This window comes from Paenibacillus sp. FSL R10-2734 (assembly GCF_037963865.1).
Lineage (GTDB): Bacteria > Bacillota > Bacilli > Paenibacillales > Paenibacillaceae > Paenibacillus_AQ.
Window position 1 is genome coordinate 6,967,455 of record NZ_CP150170.1, and the last position, 14,140, is coordinate 6,981,594.

Annotated in this window: 12 protein-coding genes, 15 tRNA genes, 1 rRNA gene and 1 pseudogene; 7 read left to right on the forward strand and 22 right to left on the reverse strand. The window is 43.9% G+C overall.

The genetic code is table 11. The annotated features are described in order from the left end of the window. Positions 1 to 4: 4 nt before the first annotated feature. The 3 genes from NSS67_RS30220 to NSS67_RS30230 all read left to right on the forward strand — a co-directional run bounded on the left by NSS67_RS30220 (position 5) and on the right by NSS67_RS30230 (position 2,833). Positions 5 to 973, forward strand: coding sequence for a metallophosphoesterase family protein (locus tag NSS67_RS30220; RefSeq protein ID WP_339317480.1), 969 nt, complete (start codon positions 5 to 7; stop codon positions 971 to 973). Positions 974 to 1,155: 182 nt separating this feature from the next. Then, positions 1,156 to 1,929, forward strand: coding sequence for a 3'-5' exonuclease (locus NSS67_RS30225; protein WP_339317481.1), 774 nt, complete (start codon positions 1,156 to 1,158; stop codon positions 1,927 to 1,929). Between the two features lie 112 nt (positions 1,930 to 2,041). Further along, a complete protein-coding gene (locus tag NSS67_RS30230) occupies positions 2,042 to 2,833 on the forward strand; it encodes a MerR family transcriptional regulator (RefSeq protein WP_339317482.1) in 792 nt (263 codons plus the stop codon). A gap of 163 nt (positions 2,834 to 2,996) precedes the next feature. On the opposite strand, the gene aroD is transcribed toward NSS67_RS30230, so the two are convergent. The 4 genes from aroD to NSS67_RS30250 all read right to left on the reverse strand — a co-directional run bounded on the left by aroD (position 2,997) and on the right by NSS67_RS30250 (position 6,174). Then, positions 2,997 to 3,761, reverse strand: a complete 765-nt coding sequence (aroD, locus tag NSS67_RS30235) for a type I 3-dehydroquinate dehydratase (RefSeq protein ID WP_339317483.1) — start codon at positions 3,759 to 3,761, stop codon at positions 2,997 to 2,999. 48 nt (positions 3,762 to 3,809) lie between these two features. Beyond that, positions 3,810 to 4,742, reverse strand: a complete 933-nt coding sequence (rbsK, locus tag NSS67_RS30240) for a ribokinase (protein ID WP_339317485.1) — start codon at positions 4,740 to 4,742, stop codon at positions 3,810 to 3,812. A 115-nt stretch (positions 4,743 to 4,857) separates the two neighbouring features. Then, positions 4,858 to 6,009 carry an IS200/IS605 family element RNA-guided endonuclease TnpB gene (tnpB, locus tag NSS67_RS30245; RefSeq protein ID WP_339317486.1) on the reverse strand — a complete coding sequence of 384 codons (1,152 nt, stop codon included), beginning with the start codon at positions 6,007 to 6,009 and terminating at the stop codon, positions 4,858 to 4,860. Between the two features lie 69 nt (positions 6,010 to 6,078). Next, on the reverse strand, positions 6,079 to 6,174 hold the full coding sequence (locus NSS67_RS30250; protein ID WP_339317487.1) for a hypothetical protein: 96 nt from the start codon (positions 6,172 to 6,174) through the stop codon (positions 6,079 to 6,081). A 42-nt stretch (positions 6,175 to 6,216) separates the two neighbouring features. Here NSS67_RS30250 and NSS67_RS30255 point away from each other — a divergent pair. The 3 genes and pseudogenes from NSS67_RS30255 to katA all read left to right on the forward strand — a co-directional run. Beyond that, positions 6,217 to 6,300: pseudogene (locus tag NSS67_RS30255) on the forward strand (transposase); the annotation flags it as partial. A gap of 457 nt (positions 6,301 to 6,757) precedes the next feature. Next, entirely contained in the window at positions 6,758 to 8,374 is a 1,617-nt protein-coding gene (gene glgP / locus NSS67_RS30260) for an alpha-glucan family phosphorylase (protein WP_339317488.1), read from the forward strand. A gap of 252 nt (positions 8,375 to 8,626) precedes the next feature. Next, positions 8,627 to 10,084 (forward strand): catalase KatA, encoded by a 1,458-nt coding sequence (katA, locus tag NSS67_RS30265; protein WP_339317489.1) that lies wholly within the window; start codon positions 8,627 to 8,629, stop codon positions 10,082 to 10,084. Positions 10,085 to 10,274: 190 nt separating this feature from the next. Here the strand turns inward: katA and NSS67_RS30270 are convergent, their stop codons facing one another. Further along, positions 10,275 to 10,469 (reverse strand): sporulation protein Cse60, encoded by a 195-nt coding sequence (locus NSS67_RS30270; RefSeq protein WP_339317490.1) that lies wholly within the window; start codon positions 10,467 to 10,469, stop codon positions 10,275 to 10,277. A gap of 397 nt (positions 10,470 to 10,866) precedes the next feature. Here NSS67_RS30270 and NSS67_RS30275 point away from each other — a divergent pair, with 397 nt between their 5' ends. After that, positions 10,867 to 11,322: a GreA/GreB family elongation factor gene (locus tag NSS67_RS30275; RefSeq protein ID WP_339317491.1), complete on the forward strand. Its 456-nt coding sequence runs from the start codon at positions 10,867 to 10,869 to the stop codon at positions 11,320 to 11,322. Positions 11,323 to 11,421: 99 nt separating this feature from the next. Here the strand turns inward: NSS67_RS30275 and NSS67_RS30280 are convergent, their stop codons facing one another. From NSS67_RS30280 to rrf, 17 genes are all read right to left on the reverse strand, one after another. Beyond that, positions 11,422 to 11,886, reverse strand: coding sequence for a YdeI/OmpD-associated family protein (locus tag NSS67_RS30280; protein WP_339317492.1), 465 nt, complete (start codon positions 11,884 to 11,886; stop codon positions 11,422 to 11,424). 466 nt (positions 11,887 to 12,352) lie between these two features. Then, a tRNA-Gly gene (locus tag NSS67_RS30285) sits at positions 12,353 to 12,423 on the reverse strand. A gap of 12 nt (positions 12,424 to 12,435) precedes the next feature. Further along, positions 12,436 to 12,509 (reverse strand) — tRNA-Pro (locus NSS67_RS30290). Between the two features lie 29 nt (positions 12,510 to 12,538). Then, positions 12,539 to 12,615: transfer RNA gene (locus tag NSS67_RS30295), tRNA-Arg, on the reverse strand. Positions 12,616 to 12,623: 8 nt separating this feature from the next. Further along, positions 12,624 to 12,698: transfer RNA gene (locus tag NSS67_RS30300), tRNA-Gly, on the reverse strand. Positions 12,699 to 12,704: 6 nt separating this feature from the next. Next, positions 12,705 to 12,788 (reverse strand) — tRNA-Leu (locus NSS67_RS30305). 15 nt (positions 12,789 to 12,803) lie between these two features. After that, positions 12,804 to 12,879: transfer RNA gene (locus tag NSS67_RS30310), tRNA-Lys, on the reverse strand. 67 nt (positions 12,880 to 12,946) lie between these two features. Further along, positions 12,947 to 13,021, reverse strand: a tRNA-Gln gene (locus tag NSS67_RS30315). A 16-nt stretch (positions 13,022 to 13,037) separates the two neighbouring features. After that, positions 13,038 to 13,115: transfer RNA gene (locus NSS67_RS30320), tRNA-Asp, on the reverse strand. Between the two features lie 25 nt (positions 13,116 to 13,140). Further along, positions 13,141 to 13,217 (reverse strand) — tRNA-Met (locus NSS67_RS30325). Positions 13,218 to 13,290: 73 nt separating this feature from the next. Beyond that, positions 13,291 to 13,367: transfer RNA gene (locus NSS67_RS30330), tRNA-Met, on the reverse strand. Between the two features lie 86 nt (positions 13,368 to 13,453). After that, positions 13,454 to 13,529 (reverse strand) — tRNA-Val (locus NSS67_RS30335). A gap of 6 nt (positions 13,530 to 13,535) precedes the next feature. Further along, positions 13,536 to 13,607, reverse strand: a tRNA-Glu gene (locus tag NSS67_RS30340). 63 nt (positions 13,608 to 13,670) lie between these two features. Beyond that, positions 13,671 to 13,763 (reverse strand) — tRNA-Ser (locus NSS67_RS30345). A 3-nt stretch (positions 13,764 to 13,766) separates the two neighbouring features. Further along, positions 13,767 to 13,842 (reverse strand) — tRNA-Asn (locus NSS67_RS30350). Between the two features lie 3 nt (positions 13,843 to 13,845). Continuing rightward, positions 13,846 to 13,922, reverse strand: a tRNA-Ile gene (locus NSS67_RS30355). Between the two features lie 57 nt (positions 13,923 to 13,979). Then, positions 13,980 to 14,096: ribosomal RNA gene (gene rrf / locus NSS67_RS30360) — 5S ribosomal RNA — on the reverse strand. Positions 14,097 to 14,140 lie beyond the last annotated feature (44 nt).

Sequence of the window (14,140 nt, forward strand, 5' to 3'; positions counted from 1 at the left end):
CCTAATGAGACACAGTTTATCATTTCAACAAGATGGAACCTTGAAAATTGTACAGTTCACTGATCTTCACTGGATGGATGGAAGAGCCGAAGATCAGCGTACCCGGGAACTGATGGAACGCGTTCTAGAAGCGGAACAACCTGATCTTGTGGTTTTCACAGGTGATCTAATTTACACCGCCCCTGTATCACCAGGCGAAAAGGCGTGTGAAGACCCCGCCCAAGCTTTTCGGAATGCTGTCGCTGCTGTGGAGAAAACAGGTACACCTTGGGCCTTCGTATTCGGTAACCATGATACAGAAACCCTGATTTCTCGCAGTGAACTTATGCAAATTGCATTGGAACATCCCCACTGCCTGGCGGAAGCCGGTCCAGAGGATCTTGAAGGTTCAGGCAATTACACGCTTGAAATTAAAGATCAGGATGGCCATGCGGCTGCTGTTCTTTATTTCGTAGACTCCGGCAGCTATTCCGAGATGGAGCATATCCCTGGCTACAATTGGATTAGCCGGAATCAGATCAACTGGCTAACTGCTGAATCAGCTCGGCTGAATCCAAAGACTGCTGAGAACAGACTACCTGCATTGGCTTTCTTCCATATCCCGATTCCTGAGTACCAGGAAGCATGGTCAACACAAGTCTGTCATGGACATAAGTTTGAGCGTGTATGCTCACCACATGTTAACTCGGGATTGTTCACAGCTTTGCTTGAAATGGGCGATGTGCTTGGCACCTTTTGCGGACATGACCATATCAACGATTTTACGGGCAACCTGTACGGCATACGCCTCTGCTACGGGCGGGCGACTGGCTATAACACTTATGGAAAAGAAGGCTTTATGCGGGGAGCACGCGTCATAAAACTGACTCAGGGCACCAAGGACTTCGATACCTGGCTTCGTCTTGAAGACGGGTCCGTCTTACTCGAACAGCCGATTCATCAGCCTGAACCCGCTGCCGGTTCAGAGCACTAACCGTCTTACTCCATTTACTGCAATCGTATTTGCTCATCTATAGTTATAAAAAGAACCCGCGCTGTTGTGCATAGTGCAGGTTCTTTTTATGTTCCAATATTAGCTTGTTCCTATACTCCCCATTACATCGCTTTTTTTGTTAAAATAGAGTAGTCGACGTATTAAGCACTACAGCGTCAGTCATGGAACGGAGGCAAGTACCTGTGGATTATATTATTCTGGACATCGAATTCAACGGCCGTAAGTTTGCCAGCGAGCACCCTATGGAGGTCATTGAGATTGGAGCCGTCCGGTTAGACTCTTCATTGCAGTATAAGGATGAATTTTCTTCCTTGATCAAACCCATATATTTCTCTACCCTTAATTCTTTTATTAAGAAAAAAACCGGTATTCCCCAAGAGGAAATCGATATCGCCCCCCGCTTCCCGAAAGTCATCACTGCGTTTAGAGAGTGGCTTGATCTAAGTACAGACGGAGTACTGCTGCTTACTTGGGGTGGCGAGGACATGAAGCGCATCATCCAGGATGTGCGCATGCACAAGATGGACGATTCCTACTGGATGTCCGCTACGTATTTCGATTTACTGAAAGGTGTGTTGCGTGCTCGCGGCCTTAGCAATGATATCAGTGTCGAAGGTGCAATGGCTTTGTTTGAGCTTGAACCTTCTGGTTCTGCTCACCGTGCACTGGATGATGCAAAGATGACGTCGGAGATCTTCCGAGCTGTCTTTAATGATCTGGATTTCGAGCGCTCGCAGCATTACGTAGATACCTTCTCCAATGCCAAAGAACGCAAGACGGTCAAAGTCGCCATTAAAGCGATGAACTCGCAAAAAGTTGTACCTACCTGGGACCTTGTTCTCGAACACTACTTCTCAGATAAAACAACCCTAACCGATCCTCGGAAATTAGAGGAATTACAAAATTATTTTGCGGCGCAGATGGGTCAAAAATAACTTCAAGCACCAGCAAATCATAGCAGCGGCAGTCTTCCCAATGATCTTTAGCGGGTAACTGCCGCTGTTTTGGATACTCTAAAAAAACATTTGACCTTCACGCTACGTAAAGGTGTACATTGAATTTGTGGGAGGTGATACTACGGAATACACAGTACAGAAGCTCGCAGAGCTAGCTGGAATCAGTACGCGAACCCTGCGCTACTACGATGAGTTTGGCATTCTTAAGCCGGCGAGAATCAACTCCTCGGGGTATCGTATCTATGGCCGCGCCGAAGTAGATCTACTACAGCAAATCTTATTTTATCGAGAGCTTGGTTTAAGTCTGGAGCGTATCAAAGCTATTATGACCGAGCCGTCATTCGACGGAGCCAAAGCGCTGCGGGAGCATCATGACAAGCTGCTTGAAAAGAGACAGCAATTAGATTTATTAATCGCTAACGTCGAACAGACGCTAGCTCATCAGGAAGGGAGAATTACTATGAGTGACGCTGAGAAATTCGAAGGCTTTAAACAAAAGCTGGTAGAGGATAACGAGAAGAAATACGGTCAAGAAATACGGGAGAAATACGGGGACAGCACCGCGGATCAATCCAACAAGAAGCTTAAAGGTATGTCAGAAGAGCAATATGCAGCTATACAGCAGCTTGAGGAGGACATGTTCGAGACACTCTTACAGGCTATGGAGCATGGAGATCCTGCCAGTGTATTGGCACAAAAAAGTGCTGACCTGCACCGTCAATGGCTCTCCTTCTACTGGGATACTTATTCCAAAGAAGCACATGCTGGCGTAGCGCAAATGTATGTGGATGATGAACGTTTTACCAAGTACTATGACAAGCGACGCCCTGGACTCGCAGCGTTCTTAAGAGATGCCGTTCACGTATACACGGGAACAAAATAATAAGAAGAAACGCCTTCAGCGTCCTTTCAGGGACGATGATCGTTTCTGCGAAAAATAGAAGGATAATTTAAGCGTAAAACTTATACTTTCTTATATTTTGAAATAGAAAAAGAGCGGCACCGGAATTCCGGTTGCCGCTCTATTCCTATTATCCGAATAACCCTTATAAACTGCGATGCAGCAGTGACAGTACATTTCGCAGCTCAACCACAGCAACCTGACCTGGTGCAGAGGGCTTATGCGCCGCTCCAAAGGTAAGCGCTGAACCGAATATTTCACCGGCTAAACGGCTGATTACCCCAGCTCCCGCCATGGACATCGTTATAATCGGGCGGTCTGCATATTGCTCCTTCATGATATGGGTGGCTTCCAGTAAAGTCAGCACATCCCCCGCATCCTGAGGCATAACCGCAATTTTAGGCAAGTCCCCACCAAGCTCCTGCGCCTTACATAGTCGCGAGATGATCTCTTCTTGGGAAGGTGTTCCATGAAAATCATGATTCGATATAATGACAAAGACGTTATGAGCGTGAGCCGCTTCGACTAGTAGCTTTACATCCTGTTCCTCATTGAATAATTCAACATCTATGATATCTACTAAGCCACTTACGGCAGCAGCTGTATTCAGTGCTATGTAATAATCCGCACTAACCTGCTTCTCGCCGCCTTCTTTCGCACTCCGAAAAGTAAAAATCAGTGGTAACTCCGGAATTACAGAATGAATTTCGCTTAGCGCTGACTTGACCGCCTCTACGTCTTCAACCTCATCAAAAAAATCCGTCCGCCACTCCACCAAATCGGGTCTAAGCTCTTTCAGTGCTTCAGCTTCCTGCTTCAGTTCAGACAAGGTAGCTCCAATTAACGGAACACATATTTTAGGGATTCCTTCGCCGATCGTCACATTTTTTACGGTTATTGTCCTGCTCATAATTTCAGCTCCTTATCCTGTCGTCTAGTATAGATTCTTTACTGTTTATTATCCTGCCGATACCCGCTCTAGAAACTGTTCAACCTCTGAAAATCGCGGCAGTGATGGGATCGCGCCTTTTTTCCCTACAGCCAGTGCTCCAACAGCATTAGCGAAGCTCACTGCTTCCTCCAACGTTTTGCCTAAGACTAATTGCTGGGCTAATGCCCCATTGAATGAATCTCCGGCAGCGACCGTATCTATCGCCTTGACCGGGAATCCCGGAACTGACTTAGCACCCTCAGCATTAACGATCAATGCACCTTTAGATCCCAAGGTTACGATAACGTTCTGAACACCCTTTTGCAGCAAAATACTAGCCGCCTGCTCAGCAGTCTCTAAACTATCTACATTCATTCCAGTCAAAATTCCCGCTTCCGTTTCATTAGGCGTCAGATACGATACTTGACCCAACATCTCGTCCTTAAGCACTCTAGCTGGTGCTGGATTCAGAATGACCGGAATTCCATGACGATGTGCGATGGCAATAGCATACTCACTCATCGCCAGTTCCATTTCAAGCTGCAGCACAATCATCTCAGCTTGGCTAATCACAGACTCTAATGCTTGTATATCCTCCACAAAGAGATCAATATTCGCTCCGGGTACAACAATAATCCGATTCTCTCCATCTTCTTCAATAACGATTGAAGCTACACCTGTTGCCTCAGTCTCACTCACCGAGATATGTTCTATATGAATACCTTCTTGCTTAATAATCTCCAGCATTTCGCTGCCAAAGGTATCTTTTCCGACTCTGCCGATCATACTAACCTCAGCACCCAGACGTGCAGCGGCAACGGCTTGATTCGCTCCCTTTCCACCGGGAGATAGAGCAAAGGCTTGTCCCATAAGTGTTTCTCCTGCATTCGGTGCTCGGTTCGTACGTACTACCATATCCATATTTAAGCTTCCAATTACCACTATACTCAACTTAGACACCACCATTAATTATTCTTCAATCTCTTTATCTTAGGGTCTTCCCTTCACTTTTTGAACTTCTCATCACTAAAGTGACGAGATTCCTAAGTATGGAAACCTATTGGCTTCTAATTGATTAGGCTATCTCCGCAGTTCCTACGGTTAGAAGTCTTATCGCTTCATTTTTAAGATTTAAGCTTGCGTTAATATCTCTATCGTGATGGCTCCCGCATTCTGGACAATCCCATTCACGTAATGCAAGATTCTTAACGTCTTTGTTTTTATATTCGCAACTTGAACATCGTTGACTACTTGCAAAGTTCTTGGCTACGACTACAACTTGTTTTCCGTACCATTTTGCTTTGTATTCAAGCATAGTTCTGAATTGCGACCATGATACTTCACTTATCGCTTTTGCAAGATTACCATTCTTAAGCATATTACTTATTGATAAATCTTCAATACCGATTACATCGTGGTTTTTGATGATTTCAGTCGAGATTTTGTGCAAGTAATTTGCTCTAACATTGGTTATCTGTTCATGGATACGTGCGACTTTCTTCTTTTGCTTCTGATAGTTCTTAGCTTCGATAAGAGGACGTTTTTGCTTCAAAGCTAACTCTTGTCTTTTAGATAGTATGCGTTGTGCATTTGCCAGCTTCGCTTCCAGTGTACGAAAGAATTTAGGATTACCAAACACTGTGCCATCAGATAGAATAGCAAAATCTTTAAGACCTACATCTAATCCGACTTCTTTATTTGTTTTTGGAAGTGGTTCTACATTTGTTTCTGCAAGTATAGTTACAAAGTATTTGCCAGAAGGGTTACGTCTAATCGTAGCATTCAGAATGCGTCCTTCTACTTCTCTTGATTTCGCAAAGCGAACAAGTCCAAGTTTCGGTAACTTAATCTTATTGTCCATAACAGCAATATTTCCGTTTGTAAAATTCGTTTGATAGGACTGAGTAGGATTCTTTTTACTTTTAAACCTTGGAGCATCATTTTGCTTTTTGAAGAATCGCTTATAAGAATCATCCAGATTCCTCAAGGAATTTTGTAATGAAAACTTATCAGGTTCTTTTAGCCATTCTATTTCTTTTTTAAGATTTGTGAGTTCAGAAGAGCACGAAGCATATGTCATACCTTTGCCTGTTTCCTTATATGTTTCATTCCACTTATTTAGGAAGTAGTTGAAAACAAATCTTGAACATCCTATCGTTTTAGCAATTAGAGTTTCTTGTGCTTTATTAGGATAAATTCGGAACTTATAGGCTTTTTTGATTAACATAGCTTCACCTCACTTTCTGATTTTGGATGTATTCCCGTATCTGTGTCTCTGTATCCTCACTGACAGTAGCTACAAAGTAAGAAGGATTCCATAGTGACCTCCCCCCAATTTCTTTTTAAGTTGAGGGAATTCTTTGAACAACAATCTTGCGGATACACCTTTCAAAGCCTTAATGATTGAAGGTATAGAATGTTGCGGTGAACACTAGAAATCCTTAAACAAATTGCATTAGATAACAATTTTGAAATCGCTGAAATGGAAATCGACAACGACCACATTCACTTGTTAGTGTTAGTAAAACCTTGTGTCGATATTTTACGCACCATATATATGATACTTGATAGAGTACACATATCCTCGTCCATGCTTAATCTCAGGCATACGTTGTCACCTCATATTCATAATAACATATGCCATTAAAATATTTAGGCATATAAGTTAGTTTTTAAGTAAACATATGTCGGATAACTAACGTGTCATAGACACGCCTTATTCGAAGTTTTCTAACTCACGACTAAAGTCACGAGTTTGCGAAACCTAATTTATCAATCACTTCCGTTGATTTTGCCCCAAATTGGTTATTTTCACCAAATTGACGTTATGCTTTTATAGATAAAGTGTGCTAGAATGATGGTGCAATCGCTTCCACAACGATTGTCCACTGTTTTTTGAGCAAACGTTTGCATCGTAAATAATGCCAGCAGCTTTACTGCAATTCAATCTAATCCGCGATTAGGAGGCTTATCAAGTGAACGAACAAAAATTACCATCAGTAGCTTATTTCAGCATGGAGTATGGATTACATTCCGATTTCAAAATGTATGCTGGAGGTTTGGGTATTCTCGCCGGCGACTACATTAAGGGAGCCAAGGATATCAACGCTCCTATCATCCCCATTGGGCTGAAGTGGAAACAAGGCTATACGGACCAAAAGATTGATGCAAACGGTAATCCTTACGACTCCTATCACAATTATGTTTATGATTTCCTTGAAGATACAGGGGTGAAGGTAACCGTTAAAGTCAGAAAGACCAATGTGGTGTGCAAAGTATGGAAGACTGATTATTTTGGCAACAGCACATTGTATTTACTGGATACGGATATCCCCGAGAATAATGATGCATGGATTACAGGACAATTGTACGGTTGGTTTGGCGAAGAACGGATCGCTCAAGAGATCGTGCTTGGTATCGGCGGAGTAAAAGCTATGCGTGCTCTGGGAATCCCGATTGATGTCTATCATTTCAACGAAGGTCACGCAGCCTTAGCAGCCATCGAGCTAATTCGTGAGAAAATGTCCGGAGGCAGCACCTTTGAGGAAGCTTGGAAAGCTACTCGGGAAGAGGTTGTGTTCACTACACATACGCCGATAAAAGAAGGCAACGAAACCCATCCACTCGACCGTCTAGAGTATATGAGTGCATTCAATGGTTTAACCCGTGACCAGATGGAGCGAATCGGTGGTGAACCGTTCAACATGACGGTTGCCGGTCTGCGACTCTCCCGCATATCTAATGCAGTAGCGCAGCTTCATGCGGATACAGCCAATAAAATGTGGAAAGAGGTTGCTGGAAGATCGGACATCATTGGTATTACTAATGCTATTCATACCCCTACCTGGGTAGATGAAAGAATGACGCAAGCCTATGAAGAAAATGGCGATCTATGGGCAGTGCATCAAGAAATTAAGGGAGAACTGATCGATTTCATCAAAGAACGGTCTGGCATTAGCTTAAATGCTGACAATCTACTCATCGGCTTCTCACGCAGAGCTGCTCCTTATAAACGTAGTGACCTGATCTTCTCTCAGCCAGAAATTATTGAGCCTTATCTGGAGTCTGGTAAAATACAAATCGTCTTCTCGGGCAAAGCTCATCCACTCGATGATAACGGCAAAAAAATCGTCAGCAATCTAGTGGCGATGATGAAAAAATATCCGAAGAGTGTTGTCTTCTTGGAGAATTACGATATGACTATCGGAGCACAGTTGACACGCGGTTCTGATATTTGGCTCAACAATCCGCGTAGACCACTGGAAGCAAGTGGAACGTCCGGGATGAAAGCAGCCATGAACGGTGTATTGAACTGCTCTATTCTAGATGGCTGGTGGCCTGAAGCCTGCATCGAGGGTGAGAATGGCTGGCAGATTGGAGACGGCTTCGAGACTACTGACTTCGAGGTACTGGATAAGCATGACAGTGATGCACTATACGACACCCTATTGAATCGTGTACTCCCAACCTATTATGAGAATCGTAAACAGTGGGTACAAATGATGAAGAAGAGTATCGAAACTACACGCACTGAATTTGCCACTAAGAGAATGCTGGATGAATATTTCAACAGAATGTACATTAAAGCCTAAGTATAAGATACAGGTATCTTCTATATCACAAAAGAACAGCGTACCGCGCCAGTAATGGTTGAGGGACGCTGTTCTTTTTTTAATTCTACTTAGTAATTTATCACTCTATCTATCATATATATCTGAATGTGACGACGATTACCACATACTGTAATGTGGCAATTATTCAAAAAGTATTGCATTTTCCTCAAAAAACATTAATATAGAACTTATACTAAATCTAAAATCAAATCTTACGAGGTGATTCTATTAATGAGCTCCAATAATAATAATCTTACGACTAGCTGGGGTGCTCCAGTAGGCGACAATCAAAATTCAATGACAGCCGGTGATCGCGGTCCTACTTTGCTGCAAGATGTCCATCTGCTTGAGAAATTAGCCCATTTCAACAGAGAACGTGTTCCTGAACGTGTCGTTCATGCTAAGGGTGCTGGTGCTCATGGGTATTTTGAAGTCACTCAAGATTTAACCCAATATACAAAAGCTAATTTCTTGTCAGAGGTAGGCAAGCGTACACCAATGTTCATCCGTTTCTCAACGGTAGCTGGTGAGCTAGGTTCTGCTGATACGGTACGGGACCCTCGTGGTTTTGCTCTGAAATTCTATACCGAAGAAGGAAACTACGATCTCGTAGGTAACAATACACCTGTATTCTTCGTTCGTGATGCAATCAAATTCCCTGATTTTATTCATACACAGAAGCGTGATCCACAGACACACTTAAAGAACCCTAATGCGGTTTGGGACTTCTGGTCTTTATCGCCTGAATCTCTTCATCAGGTTACGATCTTGATGTCAGATCGCGGAATTCCTGCTACCCTGAGACATATGCACGGGTTCGGAAGCCACACCTTCAAGTGGGTAAATGCGGAGGGCAATGCCGTCTGGGTGAAATACCATTTCAAAACAGAACAAGGCATTAAGAATCTAGATGCAGATCTAGCTGCCAAAATCGCTGGGGAAAATCCAGATTACCATACAGAAGACTTGTTCAACGCTATTGATAAAGGTGATTTCCCTGCATGGAAGCTCTACGTGCAAATTATGCCGATCGAAGATGCGAAGACTTACCGCTTTGATCCATTCGATGTCACTAAAGTATGGTCGCAAAAAGATTATCCATTAATTGAGGTTGGCCGCATGGTGCTGGATCGTAATCCGGAGAACTACTTCGCGGAAGTAGAGCAAGTTACGTTCTCTCCTGGCTCTTTCGTTCCTGGTATTGAAGCTTCTCCTGACAAATTGCTCCAGGGTCGACTCTTTGCTTACGGTGATGCTCACCGTCACCGGGTAGGTCCTAACCATAACAGCCTGCCTATCAACCGTCCAAAAGTTGAAGTGAAGAACTATCAGCGAGACGGCGGCATGGCACTAGGTAACAATGGCGGATCAGGTGCCTATTACGAGCCTAACAGCTTAGGTGGACCTAAAGAAGCACCACAGCACAAAACATCACCATTCGAGGTATCTGGATATGCCGACAGTGTCTCCTACAATAGTGACGACCATTATACACAGCCTGGTGACTTGTATCGCCTGATGAGTGAAGAAGAACGTACCCGTCTTGTTCAAAATATTGTAGGCGCTATGACTCCTGTTGCAAGTAACGATATCAAACTTCGTCAAATTGGACATTTCTTTAAAGCTGATCCAGAATTAGGACAGCGTATCGCATCTGGTTTAGGATTATCCGTCCCAGACGGAATGTAAGACTATACATGCACTTATAACTGAAAGAGGACCTTTACCCATAGGTGGGAAAGGTCCTCTTTTTTCATAATAAGGTATAGTCGATTAAGTATTCCAATTAGGGGCTAGTTAGCTGAACACATAATACATAAGAACGATCACGATGCATAGCGTGGAAACAACAGATAAGCACGAAAAAAACGTATTCCAGTTATTGCCTTTCATTTGTCTTATACACGACCAGTATACTGCTTCTTTGATGCTCTGCCCCATCACGTGAAGATTTAACTACCGAACCGTAACAGATATTCACAATCTGTTCCTCCTGCAGCCCTGCCAAGAACTCATTAGCCTTATTCTCAGCGTACGAATTATCAGCATCTACAAACTCTTTTACTTGAATCATTCTGATCTCTCCTTTGATAAATTTATTAGTTACTTTTTATGTCTAGATTCTATAGGTAAACTCAACGAAATGTACATGGCGTATCACTCCCCTGGTAATATTTAATGTAAAAAATATCTTCAAAATATAGTATAGGCATTCCGCAGTTTTCTACGAAATGCCTATAACATCAGCCTATCATAGCACCCAACTATACAATAGTCAAACGTTTAAAATACATTATTTAGTAAGAATTAATTGCCTTTCCAAAATGGATTGGATTTACATATAGAAGCTGGTATACTGATCAGAAGGTTCCCTCTAGGGGACCTCTATTTGTATAGGAGGGGTTTTAACATGGAAACGCGTCATAACAAATTTGCAAAGAATGTGCTACTTAGAGGGGGTGAAATCTACTATGAACCATAGTCTAATCTATGAAGGCTCAAGGACACAACTGGTCCAGCAGCTTATCTATTTTGATGAGGAAAAAATCGCATTTCTAAATCAGTACTTCCCGGAACGCAGCAAACAAAGAAGCAACGCTGAAACGCTGTTGTCTCGTTATTGCTCCGAGCTGGAACAATTACTATCCCATTTTAATGGAGAAGACTTGAATTCACTCGTATTGATTGGAAGTCAGCTTCAGCTTCGTTACTTAGACGACAATACTATAGATACCTACACCATCGTATTTCCAAACCAGGCAGAACCCAATGATAACAAGATTTCAATGTTCTCGCCTATAGGTATGCAGTTGCTGTTGGCTCCGCTCGGCAGTACATGCCAGCTAGCGATTCCTTCAGGTCAGCTATTGGTAAAGATCGAAAGCATTAAGTTTATGAATTGTGGTGAGGTAGCCGTTCTAATTTAAGACAAATCACACATATCCACCGATGTAAACGGCGTCCCTTTTCAATCTTAAGGAAGAGGACGCTGTTCATCTATTCAGCCTGCTCAGTTTCTCATACTCTTATTTAAGCTTCAATCCTTCAGCCAGCTTGCTGACTGACTTCTCAATACGGGATGCTCTTGTTTCGGGTCTTTTCGCCCCCTCGATCCATGCCACGTACTCTTTCTGATAAGAATACGCCAGACTATTAAAATAGGCTTCTGCCTGCTCATGGGCACTCAGTGCGTCGAGAAAATCTTCTGGCGCTTCTACCTCCCGTAATTGATAATCTTGCTCCATCGTCACACGCACTGTGTCACCAGGCTGAGCTTTGGCCAGGTCTCGTAGTTCTTTCTTTACAACCATAAAATGCTTCCCGTTTCCATGGGGCATAAGTGTTCCTCTATAAGGAATTCCATTTACACTCCCTTTTACCTGTACCCTGGACTTCGTTTCAAATATTTCTTCAGTATCCAAAGGAACGTTAAGATAAGTCCAGCTTCCATTCGCATCAGGTCTCACTAATTTAGCTTCAAATTCGAACATAGTTACCTCCTCAAATAAATCCCTAAGTTCTATTGTATCCATACGAGTGTAACTATACAAAAAGCTTTCTTGAACCCTCGGCTCACAACCCATTATGAAAATGTTATTCCCTTATATTCATCCATTCCTTTTGCAGGACTAAGAGAAGCCTGCAAATGTGCAGGTTTTTATACAGATCTCCTCGTCATTAGGCTCGAAAACTGAAAATATACAGGTATATATCCTCACTTATGTCTCGCAAGCTTCTTCTGGAGCAAGAATTACTGCAGATTCGCAGGAATTCATTCTTTAACCATCCTCGTATCATTAAAAAATGTACTTTTGCAGGTTTATTCGCCGGTTATCGTTACTGATTAGTCAACCAGTAGCATCTTTGAGATACACCATGCCGCTTATACCCTTGATCGATCCTTACATTTACATAAAAAAACACCTGCCTATTATAGGCAGGTGTTTCTTAATTATAAGCGGGTGATGGGAATCGAACCCACGCTATCAGCTTGGAAGGCTGAAGTTCTACCATTGAACTACACCCGCAAAGATATAAAATCGGGATGACACGATTTGAACATGCGACCCCCTGGTCCCAAACCAGGTGCTCTACCAAGCTGAGCTACATCCCGTCAAAACATGAATTACTTAGTAATAAAAATGGCGCGCCCTGAGAGATTCGAACTCCCGGCCTTTTGATTCGTAGTCAAACGCTCTATCCAGCTGAGCTAAGGGCGCAAAAATTATGGAGCGGAAGACGGGAATCGAACCCGCGACCCTCGCCTTGGCAAGGCGATGCTCTACCGCTGAGCCACTTCCGCAAAATATGGTGCGCGTGAAGGGACTTGAACCCCCACGTCGTGAAACGCCAGATCCTAAGTCTGGTGCGTCTGCCATTCCGCCACACGCGCACACTTTAAAAATAATGGTGAGCCATGAAGGACTCGAACCTTCGACACCCTGATTAAAAGTCAGGTGCTCTACCAACTGAGCTAATGGCTCACATAATGGATTCTCCAAAAGTATTCGGATTCACCTTTAGGGAGTTATTTCACTTTGTAAAATGAAATGGCTGGGGATATAGGATTTGAACCTATGCATGACGGAGTCAAAGTCCGTTGCCTTACCGCTTGGCTAATCCCCAATAATAATTAACTAAATGGCGGAACCGACGAGATTCGAACTCGCGATCTCCTGCGTGACAGGCAGGCATGTTAGGCCAACTACACCACGGTTCCACAGACAAAATGCATAAGTAAAAATTGGTTGCGGGGGCAGGATTTGAACCTGCGGCCTTCGGGTTATGAGCCCGACGAGCTACCGGGCTGCTCCACCCCGCGTCATTAATAATAATTATATACTATTCACTTTCACTACACCAGCTTGTCCCAGAACAAAATGCACAAGGAAATTTGGTTGCGGGGGCAGGATTTGAACCTGCGGCCTTCGGGTTATGAGCCCGACGAGCTACCGGGCTGCTCCACCCCGCGTCGTTCTTAAGTATTCATTCCCTTCGGCCCCCGGAAAGTATCCGGAATCCTCAACGAAGCATTTGCTACTTTTTGGGGATGTTTTATGGTGGAGGCTGAGGGGATCGAACCCCCGACCCTCTGCTTGTAAGGCAGATGCTCTCCCAGCTGAGCTAAGCCTCCATGATATGACCCGTATGGGATTCGAACCCATGTTACCTCCGTGAAAGGGAGGTGTCTTAACCCCTTGACCAACGGGCCATGCTAATCTTATGTTCCAACGAACCACCAAGGCTTCTCATCCCTAACAGGGAAGTAAAATCATGGCGGAGAGAGAGGGATTCGAACCCTCGAGACGCTTGTGGCGCCTACACGATTTCCAATCGTGCTCCTTCGGCCAAACTCGGACACCTCTCCAAATGGCTCCCCGAACAGGACTCGAACCTGTGACAACTCGATTAACAGTCGAGTGCTCTACCAACTGAGCTATCAGGGAATATGGTGGGCCTTAGTGGACTCGAACCACCGACCTCACCCTTATCAGGGGTGCGCTCTAACCAGCTGAGCTAAAGGCCCTTTTATGGCATATTAATATTAAGGGCAAAAAAAATACCACGGGTAATGTGGTTGTCCGCTTGGCGGCGTCCTACTCTCCCAAGACCCTTCGGTCCAAGTACCATCGGCGCTGGAGGGCTTAACGGTCGTGTTCGGGATGGGTACGTGTGGAACCCCTCCGCTATCGCCACCAAACGGGCATTTACAGCGTAAATGCTCAGGCTTAATCGCCTGAAAAC

Excerpts from the sequence above, each read along its gene's own strand:
- NSS67_RS30220 (WP_339317480.1), top strand. The coding sequence starts at position 5 with ATGAGACACAGTTTATCATTTCAACAAGATGGAACCTTGAAAATTGTA.
- NSS67_RS30225 (WP_339317481.1), top strand. The coding sequence starts at position 1,156 with ATGGAACGGAGGCAAGTACCTGTGGATTATATTATTCTGGACATCGAA.
- aroD (WP_339317483.1), bottom strand. The coding sequence starts at position 3,761 with ATGAGCAGGACAATAACCGTAAAAAATGTGACGATCGGCGAAGGAATC.
- tnpB (WP_339317486.1), bottom strand. The coding sequence starts at position 6,009 with ATGTTAATCAAAAAAGCCTATAAGTTCCGAATTTATCCTAATAAAGCA.
- katA (WP_339317489.1), top strand. The coding sequence starts at position 8,627 with ATGAGCTCCAATAATAATAATCTTACGACTAGCTGGGGTGCTCCAGTA.
- NSS67_RS30270 (WP_339317490.1), bottom strand. The coding sequence starts at position 10,469 with ATGATTCAAGTAAAAGAGTTTGTAGATGCTGATAATTCGTACGCTGAG.
- NSS67_RS30275 (WP_339317491.1), top strand. The coding sequence starts at position 10,867 with ATGAACCATAGTCTAATCTATGAAGGCTCAAGGACACAACTGGTCCAG.
- NSS67_RS30280 (WP_339317492.1), bottom strand. The coding sequence starts at position 11,886 with ATGTTCGAATTTGAAGCTAAATTAGTGAGACCTGATGCGAATGGAAGC.